Source organism: Haloferax sp. YSSS75 (assembly GCF_046764215.1).
Classification (GTDB): Archaea; Halobacteriota; Halobacteria; order Halobacteriales; family Haloferacaceae; genus Haloferax.
In genome coordinates this window covers 1,937,851-1,949,840 of sequence record NZ_CP177206.1, presented here as the reverse complement: position 1 = coordinate 1,949,840, position 11,990 = coordinate 1,937,851, and the positions used below count along the sequence as shown (strand labels likewise).

Sequence of the window (11,990 nt, the reverse complement as noted above, 5' to 3'; positions counted from 1 at the left end):
GTCTTCGCGAATATCGAGGTTAGCCGACGCGTTCGTACTCGGTCCCGCGGTACTTCGAGATAGTTCTCGTGACGGCCACGGCGTCTACGGTCGGGTCGACGACGAATCTGGACCCGTCCTCACCGAGTCTCCACGCGACGGGCGCGTATCCCTGCGGTGCGGGGCCGCCGTCGACGAAGACGAGGTCGCCAGTTTCGTCTCTGAACACTACGGGCGCTCGGTCGTCGCCCGACTCGTCAGCGGTCATCCGGGATGAAATCACTCGGACTTTCTGATAAATCTCCGCACCCAGTTATCAGAGGCGGTACTCAGAGCGACGCCGCTTGCGGGTTTCGTCGCGCGTGGTCCACTCCCGGTGGGCGACCCCACGCCGGTTCAGGAGGTTTAATACTTAAGCGAAGTCTGTAGCGGTATGGAACGCGTAGACGTCGCCATCGTCGGTGGCGGTCCGGCCGGAACGGCGGCAGCACACGCTGCCGCCTCGGCCGGTGCCACCGCCGTGGTCTTAGAGAAAGGCGTCCCCCGAGCGGACCGGCAGGGTCTCGGTCCAGATTCGACGGACGCGGCTGGCATCCTCGACTACTGGGTGGATATCATGGGCATCGACCCCGACGAGATGCCGGACGGCGTCGTCCTCGACATCCTCGACCGGGCAGAGTTCATCGGGCCGAGCGAGACGCTGACGATGCGGAGTACGGGTATCGAGTCGTCGTACGACGAGTTCGGCTACACCTTCCACCGCGCGAAGTTCGACGACTGGATGCGGAGTCGCGCGGAGGACGCCGGCGCAGAGTACCGAGTGAAAGCGTCGGTTCGTGACGTCGAGACGGACCTCGATGCGAGCGGGAGCGCCGACGACCCGCGACACGTCGTCCAGTTGGCGAACGGCGAGAACGTCGGTGCCGACTTCCTCGTCCTCGCCGACGGGCCACAGCGGACGGTCACGAACAAGGTGCTCGACAGATACCTCTCGTTCGACATCACCGACCGACTCGCCGCGCCGAAGGCCAACCACATCGCCTATCAGGAACACCGTGAGTTCCCGCCGGAACTGTTCGACGAAGTCGACGGCGCAATCAAATTCTGGTGGGGGTACATGCCCGGCCACACGGCCTATCCGTGGATTTTCCCGAACGACAACAACGTCTGCCGGGTCGGACTCACCATGCCCATCGGACTCGACATCGACGAGGTGAAAGACCGGGAGGACTACAAACTCCTTCGCCCCGAGGACGAACGTATCCCACAGGGGCGTGAGTACATCCGCCGCCTTCTCGAACAGGAGTACGGCGACGAGTACGACATCGAGGAGGACTTCCCGCTCGTCGAAGACCGAGGAAAGACCAAAGGCACCGAGACGTACGCCATCTCGTCGACGCGACCAATCGACTCGCCCGTCGAGGCGGGTATCGTCGTCGCCGGTGGTGCGATGGGAACGACGTCGGCGTTCCACGAAGGTGGTGACCACGTCGCCGTCCGAACCGGCGGTATCGCGGGCGAACTCGCCGCCGAAGGCGACCTGAGCGAGTACAACACGCGATGGAAAGACGCCATCGGCGACGAAATCCTCCGCAACGTCGCCATGGCCGAAATCGTCCACGACTACGGACCGAAAGACTGGGACAAGACGTTCAAAGCGGCACGGAAACTGCTCGCAGAGGAGGGTGGCTACAAGTCGTTCGACCGGGCCAAACTCTCGGCAGGGTTCAGTGCCGCCAAACTCGCCACGAAGTACAAGAAGACGAAACTCAAGTACCGCAACGGCAAGTACGTCCAGATTACGGAATCCGAGTACACGCTGTAAGCCACTGGCGGCTTTTTCGTCGATTCGACTCCCACCGCGCGGTCGGAACTCGTTTTACCCCTGACGAACTAGACTCGCTTGCGTACCTCAAGTCCCCGTCCGAGTTCTCCCACTTCGGGAGCGATGACAGAACGGCGAACCCGGGTACGCGACACCTACTGGCCGGCAGACGCCGGCGTACTTCGGAACGTCCGCGCCCGAAAGACGGACCGCCTGGCACGAGGGTTTCCCGGTTGACGCGGCACGCCGCCTCGGGATGATACCGGCCGTTAGTGTTCTGGGCGACACTTTACACCACCCGAAGAGAGGCATCACGTCGTACTTCCGGAGAGGAACCGAACGGTAACAACTGCCTGAACGAGTCTCGATTCGCTCCAATCTACCAAACGGTAACGAGTACGTACTATTTTGTCGGTTTCCGCACTACTATGCGTGTTCCAACATGTCTCCACTCTCCGAGTCGATTCGGCGGTTCGGTCCAAGCCGCCGAATGCGACACGTCATCTACTACCTCATCGGACTCGTGTCACTCATTATCGTCTACGTAGTGGCATACAACTACGCGTTGGCGCGACTCGAAGGCGTCAACCAGTCGATTTTCGCCTCGTTCGAGTTCGTCGTCCAGACGATGACCACCACGGGGTACGGTCAAGACTCGGATATCTGGAGTCACCCGCTGATGTTCCTGTTCGTCGCCCTGATTCAGATTTCCGGCATCGCAATCGGCTTCTTCACGCTCCGTCTCATCATCATCCCGCTGTTTACCGGCGCAGAGGTCAATCTCGACGACCGACTCAGCCCGAAGTCCGACCACGTCATCATCTGTGAGTACCGCCGAGACTCTGCGATTCTCCTGGACGAACTCAGGGAACTTGGCATCGATTACGTGCTCATTTCGTCCTCACGGGAGGACGCCGAGTCGCTCTCGAACCGTGGCTACGCCGCCATTCACGGCTCTCCGCAAGCAGCAGCGACGTTCGAGCGGGCCAGCATCAACACTGCGCGAGCGGTGATTACCGACGCTGGCAACGCGAACGTCAACACCATACTCACCGTGCGGACGCTCCGCCCAGACGTCGACGTCATCGCGCTGACCGACGACAGCGATATGGAGTCGATACTGCGGACCGTCGGTGCGGACACCGTGTTGTCACCGCACGCTGTCCTTGGACACCGTCTCGCAGAGAAAGCCGTCGCTTCGTTCAGTTCTGAGCTGCGAGACACCATCGAAATCGGCGGAAAGACGAAGCTGATGGAACTTCCCGTCTCCGAGTCGAGCGAACTCGTCGGCCGTAGAATCCGGGACACCAACGTCAGAGAGCGAACCGGGGCCAACATCGTCGGTGCGTGGTTCGACGGCGAGCTACAGTTACCACCCAGCCCGGACGCCGTCGTCCGTCCAAACACCGTCCTGCTGGTGTCCGGTGAGGAAACCGCACTCGAAGAGCTAAACGAGTTCACCCGGCCACCTCGCTCGTTCACCGAACACGAGCGCTTCATCCTCGTCGGCCTGGGTGAAGTCGGGCAGGCCGCCAGGTCGGTTATCGAGAAGTCCGGTGGTGAAGTCGTGGGTATCGACGTCGAAGCACGAGACGGCGTAGACGTCGTCGGTGACGGGGGGTCCAAAGAGGCGTTGCTCGCAGCAGGTGCAGAGAACGCTGGGGCCATCATCATCGGCGTCCCCGACGACTCGACTGCCCTCTTGACGACTGCGCTGGCACAGTCACTCTCGTCGGAGATAGAGATACTCGTCCGCGTTGGGGATGCAGAGACCACACAGAAGGCGTTTACCGCCGGTGCAGATTACGTCCTCTCGGTCCCGAGGGTGAGCGCGCGGATGGTCGCAAAAGAGCTTCGGGGCGAAGACGTCCTCGCCCCGGCGAGTCAGATTCGCCTCGTTCGAGTGCCTGCCTCGGAGTTCGCCGGAGCGACACTCGCAAACTCTCGTATCTACGAGCAGACCGGTTGTCGCGTCATCGCTATCGAGGACGGCGACGGCCAAACGATGGACGTTGACCCACAGTGGCGATTTACCGGTGACGAACGACTCACCATCGTCGGGGGTGACGAAGCAGTACAGAAGTTCCTCAAACGGTTCGACGTCTCCCCAACTGACCTCGCTAGGTGAGTCACCGTGGTTGGCGGGGGCGATGTCGCTGTCCTCGCTACCGAGTCGGCCCCTCGCGGTGTGCAAATCGCCCGCGACTGCGAGTCGCACCTCGTCGTTCGTAAGTCGGTGTGCAGGAACCAGTTCGAGCGACGGCGTTCACGCCCGACGGACCTATGGTGTGTTCGAGCGTTATGTTAACATGGAGCATTCAAAAGACGAGGAGCACGACGTACCGGGGGTGACACCCAGAGAACTCTTCTCACTCTTGGGAAACGAAACCCGCGTCGCAATCCTCGAATCGATGTGGGAGTTGTGGTCTCCAGAGTCGGACCCGTACAACCGCGAGGCACTCTCGTTTAGCGATATTCGCGCTGCAGTCGACGTTCGCGACAGCGGTAACTTCAACTACCACCTCTCACAGCTCAACGACCACTTCGTCAGACAGACTGAGGAGGGGTATCGGCTGACGAACGCGGGGTTACACGTTATCAGGGCTGTGCTGGCTGGTTCTCTCACCGACCCGGTGAACGTCGACGCCCTCGAGACAGGCGTCCCGTGTAGTTACTGTGGAACAGTCACTATCCTCCGCTACGACGACGACCATCTGTACCTTCTCTGTCCGAACTGCCCCGGACACACCACGAGTGACCGATGGCCCGACGGTATTCTGGCGAGTTTCGGGTTCCCCCCTGCTGGACTGCAAAATCGGGAGGCAAACGAGGTGCTTCAGGCTGGACTCACCTGGTATGACGCGAAGACGGCCCCGATGATGGAGGGAGTGTGCCCCGAGTGTGCGGGCGAAGTCGACGAGTCCGTCGTCGTCTGCCCAGACCACGAACCACTGGAGGACGACGTCTGTGAACGATGTCTCATGGTCCGCCCCATCTGGCTCTTGTACGAGTGCCGGAACTGCCGCTACTGGCGTATCTTCTCTCTCGAACGGTTCCTGTACGACCGCCCACCGGTCGTTTCGTTCTTCTTCGAGCGCGGCGTCGACCTGGTAGACCGAAGGCGTGAGACGGCCTCGTACGTCCTCGAGTCCGACGCCGACGTCACGAGCGACGACCCACTCACCATCCGGGTTCGACTCCCCTTCGAAGGGGACGTCCTCCGACTCGGCTTGGAGACGACGTACGACTCGACCGAACCATTCGGCCACTACGGTGGCAACCCCTCGGTGTATCGTGGCGCGTCGCTGTCAGTCACCGACTACGAAGTCGTCTCAGACCGGTGAGCGTGAACGACTTCGCCCCGGGCTCAGAGAATGCATCGTCTCCCTGTCTATTTGTGGAGCAGTCCGGAAGTATCGTCACGAGCTGTCAGCCGACGGACTGCAACAGGGTTCGGTGAACCACCCGACAGTAATGTTTTGCAGATTACATATATCTGCCACGGCGACGAACGAACTGATAGAGATGAGCACACCAACGAAATCAGAACTCGCTGTTGGCGACCCGTACACCCACACGCGCCGATTCACGCCGGAGGTTCGGAGACGCAGTGCTCAGGTCCGCACCAGTGTTCTCGTCGTCTTCGCCTCGCTCGTCGCACTCGGTGTAATACTCGTCGTGCTGACGCTGCTTTCGCTCGCGCCCGGCGGACCGGTCACCGGTGCCGCAGGGTTGCTGGTTCTCGTCGCTGCTATCGGAGGGACCCCAACCCTCGTTCGGGGGATTGTTCGAATCGGCACCACGCGTTAGGCGCGAGTCACCGTCGGCATACTTGTGTCTCGGCCCCGGAGTGTGCGTATGGAACCATCTCACGTCCTCGTCCCACTGGACGGGTCGCCGCTCGCAGACGACGCGCTGGCACACGCGCTCGCCACGTTCGACTGTCCGGTGACGGTGTTGAACGTGGTGACGCCACTCGATAGCACGATGAGCGAAGGGGGTGTCATCGGGGTCGGCGATTCACGGGAGGAAGCCGCTCACGAACGGGCCGAAAACCTGGTCGCAGACGCGAAACGACGGGTCGAGGAGACGGGCCAGAGCGTCGACACCGCAGTCGAAGCAGGCGACCCAGCGGAGGCCATCCTCGCGTACGTCGACGACCACGAAATCGACCACATCGTCATGGGCGGACACGGGGGTGACCGAAACGCGCTCACCCGTCGTCTCCTCGGGACTGTCGCTTCGGCCGTCGTCGGGGAGGCACCCGTGCCGGTGACGGTCATCAAGTGATTACGCCCCGAGCAGCGTGGCGAAGAGCCGGTAGAGCCCGAAGCCAATCACGATAGACATCCCGAGCGTGAGGAACCAAAACCCCACGGTGAAGCCGATTTTCCGACGCGAGATGCTCGCTGAGCCACCGGCAAGCCCGCCACCAATCACACCGGAGATGATGATGTTGTTGAACGAGATTGGGATGCCGAGCGCGATGGCGAGTTGTGCGATGACGAATCCGGGGACGAGCGCGGCGATGGAGCGTCGGATGCCGAGCTGTGCGTACTCGCGGGACGTCGCCTGGAGCAGCCGTGGTGCGCCCATCCACGCTCCGCTGAGGATACCGGTCGCACCGAGGGCCAGGAGTCCGATGGCCGGCAGCCCCAATTCGGCCCGGTAGAGGTTCTCCAGCGGCCCTGTCGCCAGTCCCACCTGGCTTCCGCCGCTGGAGAACGCGACGACGCTTCCGAGCACGATGAGGAACGTCTTGACCCCCTTGTCGACGGACACCTGCGTTCGTCGTCGGATGAGTTGGAAGCTCACGGCGGCGAAGAGCAGCGTCACGACGACGGTGGCGACGTCGACGCCTGCGACGGTCAGGGCCGGTATGGAACCCGAGACGAACCCGGCGACTGACTCCTGTGCCGCGCCGGTCGGTGAAGGGATGATACTCAACTGGATGTTCGCGACGATGCCGCCGACGATACTCGCCAGCAAGGGAATCGCAACCGTCTCTGGGATATCGTCGCGACGCAACAACTTGGCCGTGAGGTACGCGAGCCCGCCGGAGACGGGTGGGACGAGCACCCAAAACGTCGCGATGCGCTGGTACGTTTCGAACGCCGGGTCGCCACCGAGCGACAACCCGACACCGACCATCGCACCCGTGGTCGCAAATGCGGCCGGAACCGGGTAGCCGGTGTAGACACCGAACGCCATGAAGGCGGTGGCGGTCAGGAGTCCGGTGGTCGCCGCCAACGACGTGAACGCGACACCGTCGATGAGCCCCGACCCGACGGTTTCGGAGATACTCCCACCTTGCGTGAGAGCACCCAGTGCGGCGAGGATACCGATGAGGAAGGCGGCGCGCATCGTCGAGACGGCGTTCGCGCCGATTGCCGGGGCGAACGGCGGCGAGTTACTGTTCGCACCGAGCGCCCACGCCGTGGCGAAGCTGGTGACAGTCGCGAGCCCGACGAGGACCCAGAACACGACTCCTGTCATCGTCGGAGTAATCGCCCGAGGCCGTGGAGGGGGCCACCGACCACGTCGCCGTTCCGAGCGAGGATTACCGTCCGGTCGGTCCGTTCGACGACCCGCCGGGGGACCGACCCGACGAGTTTCCGTCGGAGGGACCCCTTCCGGGTTGCCCCCATCACGACCACGTCGTGAGCGGCCGCTTCGTCGACGACGGCGTCGGTCACGTCGTCGCTCTCCCGAACCTTCGTCTCGACCGGCACTTCGGGGCCGTCCACGTCGGCCAGCGCTTTGCGACCCTCGGCGACGAATGTCGCGGTGTCGCTGGCTGTCCCGACCGAAAACACGAGTACGCGGGCGTCGTTCCGGGCAGCGATGGCTACCGCCGCCCGAGCAGCAGTGTCGACGTGCGGGCCACCCGCGACTGGGAAGAGGACGGAGTCGACGCCGTTCGCCTCGTGGCCGACTCGCTCGACGTACAAGTCACAGGGTGCCCGCTCGACGAGCGCGTCGACTGTCGTCCCGAAGACGGCGTCCGTTCGCCGTTCGTGCGCCCGCCAACCGACGACGAGCGCCGCTGGGTCAGTCTCCTTGACTGCCGCGAGCAGGCCTTTCGCGGCTGACCGGGCGACGAGCACGTCGCGTTCGATGTCGACGCCCTCCGGTGTGGTCACCCTGTCGAGCAGTTCGTGGCTACTGTCTGCGAACTCGCGGACGATGGTCTCGTCGCTGAACACTCTGAACGGGGAGTCTGACTCCTTCACTGCGACGGTCACGAGCCGCACCGCTCCCGCCCCGAGGTCAGCGAGGTCACCGGCGGTACGAACCAACTGCTGGACGTTATCCAAACTCTCGATTCCGACAAGTACGGGACTGTCCGACCTCGGGTGATGCATCAAGCGGGCTTCTCCCCGTCGAGGCAAAAGCGTTCGCGCTGTCACGGTGTGAATCGCGGCGACGAGATTCGTCTCTGGGCGAAGACGACGCCCGAACGGGGGCGGCCAGACAACGCTCACTACGTGGTCGAGTGCTGGCCCGCCGAGGGCACGGGTGTACGAGACGCCCAGAACGAGACCACAGACGACGTTCCCGTTCAGTAGACGGTACGACTCTGACTCGTGCCACGGGTGAACTAGGGAGGCCAGTCCAACACTTCTGACGTCTATTCGCAGGTTGTCGGTCGCTAGTGGTCCGGCCGACACGCCAATCTTGACACAGAGTTGAACAGTCGTCGAGTCCGAAGCTGGCGAACGTCGTCAGCTCTACGACGTTCTTTTCGACATTGACGAATCTATATGATAAATAAGGTGACACTTTATCTCCTTGGCGAGCGTTACTTAGTCGAGAGCTTTCAATGGCAATCAAACAGACAGAAGACGAGGTTGGAGCGGTTTCGGACCGGTTCTACGACGCATTGACCCAGATGGCGAACGGAGACGCGAAACCGATGTTGGACCTCTGGCCACACAACGACTACGTGTCGACCATGCACCCGATTGGTGGCCGAGAAGTTGGGTGGGACGAGGTAAAGGGTCCGTGGCAAGCGGTTGCCGACATGGCCGCCGGCGGGGAAGTCCGACCCAGTGACCGGTACATCCGCGTCGTCGGGGACGCGGCGTACGAACTCGTCACCGAGAACGTGACCATGTCGCTGGGAACGGAGTCAATCGAAGGGGCCTACCGGGCGACCAACGTGTATCAACTCGAAGACGGCGAGTGGAACATCGTCCACCACCACAGCGACATCGCCGAGGAGTTCATCGAAATCGTCCAGCGTCTCGGTGGCGGCGAGTGACCCAACCACTGCACCGTTCCAGAGATGACACGAGCGAACGACCGTAATCGAGTGGGGTCGAAACGGCAGTCGGCCGGTTTCGAACCACGAACTGCACCGCATCGTCCAAAACATCAAACGGGTGGAATTTCTCCTCGACGGACGCGCTACCGGGCAATTAGAATTATCTACCCACAGACACGACTATGTCAGTGATGGACACGCCATTCGAAGATATCGCGTTTCTCGCGAATTCGGCGAATCGAGTGGCGATTTTCGAGACAATCGTCGAGGGACCCAAAAGTCGCGCCGAGATACGCGACCAAGTCGACGCGTCGGGTGCGACGATTACACGCGTCCTTCGAGGGTTAGAAGAGCGCAACTGGATAACGAGTGTGGGACAGGAGTTCGAAGCGACGCCGCTTGGTGAGTGGATTTACGAGGAGTTCACACGGCTTGTGGGCGAACTGGAGGCCGAACGACGCCTGCGTGAACCGATGCAGTGGTTACCGTCGGAGCAGATAACGTTCGACGCCCAGCACCTCCGCGATGCAGAAATCCTCCTCGTCGAGGAGACTGACGTGACTGGCTTTTTCCGACGTGTCCGTGAGTTCCAGTCGTCTGGTGACAACATTCGTGGCGTCACACGAGGTGTCTCGCCCGACATGGTCGAAAACCAGTGGGAGTTGACGGTCCACGGGGATGCGCACGTCGACTTCGTCATCTCACCCGCGGTTCTGGACGTCGTCTTGGAACACTCGATAGCCTCTCGACAGTTCAGCGAGATGCTCGACCAACCGAACGTCCGCTTTACCGTCTGCGAGGAGATACCGATGTCAGTCGCAATCGTCGATGGCAAAGTGGGAATCAATCTCACCGACGAAAAGGGAGTGCTCAAAGGCGGCTTGATTTGTGAGAACGACGTCGTCCGCGAGTGGGCCATCGACCTGTTCGAAGGGTGCCGTGAAAACGGGACCACCGTAGACCGCTCGATGCTCCGCCGGGAGTAGACATCGGTCGTGTGATGGCCACGGCTATTTGGAATCGGCACAATCGCTTCGGCGACTCGCATCGCTTCGGTGACTCGTTCGAAGATTCAGTTCTCACGCTGGGCAGCAAAGCGAGACGAAGACGTATCGTTCCTGTCGGCGTAGTGGAAGCATGGCCGACGAGAGGGTACGAGTGGGACCGTTTCCGCGAGAACGACAGGGCACTGTGGATTACATGCGGGTCGCAGGACGGCGGAGTGTCGTCCACGGACTCGTCGAGTTCGACGTGACCGAGGCCAGACGCCGTATCCGTGACCGAGAAGCGGCGACGGGTGAGGACCTGTCGTTCACGGCGTTTCTCGTGTTCTGTCTGGCACAGGCCATCGAGGACCACCCACACGTGCACCTGTACCGCGACTGGCGAGGGCGACTCGTCCAGTTCGAGGACGTCGACGTGAGCGTGCTGATCGAAAAGCACCGAGAAGCAGGCCCTATCGGCGTCCCGCACGTCGTCCGCTCCGCGAACCGTCGGTCACTCGCGTCGATTCACGACGAGATTCGGGCCGCACAGGACAGTCCCAGCGAAGGGCGACTCTCTCGGGTGGAACGCCTCGCACTCCGACTCCCCGGACCGATTCGACGGTCGATTTGGCGACTTCCACAGGTATCACCACGTCGGTGGAGACGCCTCGCGGGCACGGTTTCCGTGACGTCTGTCGGGATGTTCGGCACCGGCGGTGGATGGGCAGTCAGTCCGACGGCCTACCCGCTCCAACTCACGGTGGGTGGTATCGCCCGCAAACCCGGCATCGTAGACGGTGAAATCGTCCCCCGGGAGTATCTCTCGGTCACGGTGTCGTTCGACCACGACGTCGTGGACGGTGCGCCGGCAGCGCGGTTCGTCCAGCGGTTGAAAGAACTCGTCGAAGGAGCACACGGCATCGAGACAGACGCCTAAGGAGTGGTCCGCCTGTCGTCGACGTGGGCGTTACACCATGTCGCTGCCAGTCGTGTACGAGTAGTGCGTCGTCAGGTCCATCGTCGAGAGCATTCCGACGATGCTGTCGCCGTCGCCGACGACTGGGAGGTGGTGAACGTCGTGTCGAATCATCTTGGCGGCCGCTTCGGTGAGCGAACTCTGGACGCCGATAGTAACGACGTCCTTCGTCATGTACGCCGCCACCGTCGCGTCAGCTTCGAACTCTCCTTCGGAGACGAACTCCGCGAGGTCGGTATTCGTGAACATCCCAATCGACTCGTCACGCTCGTCGACGACGACGAGCGACCCGACTCCCTCGGCCAGCATCCTCGCGGCGGCATCCACGACTGTCGTGTCGGCGGCGACAGTGAGGACGCCGGACGTCATGAGTCGTTCGACGGGGGGTCTCGCCTGTTTCATGGACACATAGACGTTGAAGAATCGTTAATAACTGTCGGCAACCTGTCTATTCAGCAGACGTTCGGTGTACTCCGACCTGACATCGATGCCGTTTCGATTCGGGAATCGGACGAAGAAGTCCCCGTTTTGTTCTGGAACCCGGACTGTTCTGGCAGATAGACGTACAAAGTGTTGATATTGTCTCCCAGTGACACGGTCGATATGATTCGAAACGTATCGGTGAGACTCGTCGTCGTCGGCGTACTCGTGGTGGCGATGTTCGCAGGCGGCACCGGGGGAGTCGTCGCCGCAGGCGACACAGGGTCAGGCGACTGCGACGACACAGAGCGGGAACCCACACCCGCCTGTGCGCGAGACGAGAACCGGGCAACGGGCGACGATATCGTCGAACGCGTCGGGACGGTGCTCGCCGAGACGCCGAACGGTGACAAAGTCATTCGAATTCTGAAGAAGAAGATACCGTCGTAAGAACACGTCACCGTCGAGAGACGACGACGATTGCCAGTCGCACCGACGCGGGGTTTCTTATCCGCCGTGAGCGAATCACTTGCTACT

Annotated in this window: 13 protein-coding genes; 9 read left to right on the top strand and 4 right to left on the bottom strand. The window is 61.9% G+C overall.

Features of this window, described 5'->3' with window-relative positions:
• Positions 1 to 19: 19 nt before the first annotated feature.
• Complete coding sequence (locus ACK3R5_RS10280; protein ID WP_411963964.1) at positions 20 to 247, bottom strand: hypothetical protein; 228 nt, start codon at positions 245 to 247, stop codon at positions 20 to 22.
• A gap of 165 nt (positions 248 to 412) precedes the next feature.
• Between ACK3R5_RS10280 and ACK3R5_RS10275 the strand changes: the two genes are divergently transcribed.
• The 5 genes from ACK3R5_RS10275 (at position 413) to ACK3R5_RS10255 (ending at position 6,094) form a co-directional block, all read left to right on the top strand.
• Positions 413 to 1,804, top strand: coding sequence for an NAD(P)/FAD-dependent oxidoreductase (locus ACK3R5_RS10275; RefSeq protein WP_411966885.1), 1,392 nt, complete (start codon positions 413 to 415; stop codon positions 1,802 to 1,804).
• A gap of 442 nt (positions 1,805 to 2,246) precedes the next feature.
• Positions 2,247 to 3,932, top strand: coding sequence for an NAD-binding protein (locus ACK3R5_RS10270; RefSeq protein WP_411966884.1), 1,686 nt, complete (start codon positions 2,247 to 2,249; stop codon positions 3,930 to 3,932).
• Between the two features lie 181 nt (positions 3,933 to 4,113).
• Positions 4,114 to 5,148 (top strand): hypothetical protein, encoded by a 1,035-nt coding sequence (locus tag ACK3R5_RS10265; RefSeq protein WP_411966883.1) that lies wholly within the window; start codon positions 4,114 to 4,116, stop codon positions 5,146 to 5,148.
• A gap of 181 nt (positions 5,149 to 5,329) precedes the next feature.
• Entirely contained in the window at positions 5,330 to 5,614 is a 285-nt protein-coding gene (locus tag ACK3R5_RS10260) for a hypothetical protein (RefSeq protein ID WP_411966882.1), read from the top strand.
• A gap of 48 nt (positions 5,615 to 5,662) precedes the next feature.
• Positions 5,663 to 6,094: a universal stress protein gene (locus tag ACK3R5_RS10255; RefSeq protein WP_411963959.1), complete on the top strand. Its 432-nt coding sequence runs from the start codon at positions 5,663 to 5,665 to the stop codon at positions 6,092 to 6,094.
• On the opposite strand, the gene ACK3R5_RS10250 is transcribed toward ACK3R5_RS10255, so the two are convergent.
• The gene (locus ACK3R5_RS10250; RefSeq protein ID WP_411966881.1) at positions 6,095 to 7,300 is read right to left on the bottom strand and encodes an anion permease; all 1,206 of its coding nucleotides are present in this window, start codon (positions 7,298 to 7,300) and stop codon (positions 6,095 to 6,097) included. It abuts the gene before it with no gap.
• Entirely contained in the window at positions 7,297 to 8,169 is an 873-nt protein-coding gene (locus ACK3R5_RS10245; protein WP_411966880.1) for a universal stress protein, read from the bottom strand. Before ACK3R5_RS10245 ends, ACK3R5_RS10250 begins: the two co-directional genes overlap by 4 nt.
• A 458-nt stretch (positions 8,170 to 8,627) precedes the next feature.
• On the opposite strand from ACK3R5_RS10245, the gene ACK3R5_RS10240 reads away from it, so the two are divergent.
• The 3 genes from ACK3R5_RS10240 to ACK3R5_RS10230 all read left to right on the top strand — a co-directional run bounded on the left by ACK3R5_RS10240 (position 8,628) and on the right by ACK3R5_RS10230 (position 10,994).
• Positions 8,628 to 9,068 (top strand): YybH family protein, encoded by a 441-nt coding sequence (locus ACK3R5_RS10240; RefSeq protein WP_411963956.1) that lies wholly within the window; start codon positions 8,628 to 8,630, stop codon positions 9,066 to 9,068.
• 194 nt (positions 9,069 to 9,262) lie between these two features.
• On the top strand, positions 9,263 to 10,057 hold the full coding sequence (locus ACK3R5_RS10235; RefSeq protein WP_411966879.1) for a helix-turn-helix transcriptional regulator: 795 nt from the start codon (positions 9,263 to 9,265) through the stop codon (positions 10,055 to 10,057).
• A 151-nt stretch (positions 10,058 to 10,208) separates the two neighbouring features.
• Positions 10,209 to 10,994 (top strand): 2-oxo acid dehydrogenase subunit E2, encoded by a 786-nt coding sequence (locus ACK3R5_RS10230; protein WP_411966878.1) that lies wholly within the window; start codon positions 10,209 to 10,211, stop codon positions 10,992 to 10,994.
• Between the two features lie 30 nt (positions 10,995 to 11,024).
• Here the strand turns inward: ACK3R5_RS10230 and ACK3R5_RS10225 are convergent, their stop codons facing one another.
• Complete coding sequence (locus tag ACK3R5_RS10225; protein WP_411966877.1) at positions 11,025 to 11,435, bottom strand: cyclic nucleotide-binding/CBS domain-containing protein; 411 nt, start codon at positions 11,433 to 11,435, stop codon at positions 11,025 to 11,027.
• 201 nt (positions 11,436 to 11,636) lie between these two features.
• Between ACK3R5_RS10225 and ACK3R5_RS10220 the strand changes: the two genes are divergently transcribed.
• Positions 11,637 to 11,903, top strand: a complete 267-nt coding sequence (locus ACK3R5_RS10220) for a hypothetical protein (RefSeq protein ID WP_411963952.1) — start codon at positions 11,637 to 11,639, stop codon at positions 11,901 to 11,903.
• Positions 11,904 to 11,990 lie beyond the last annotated feature (87 nt).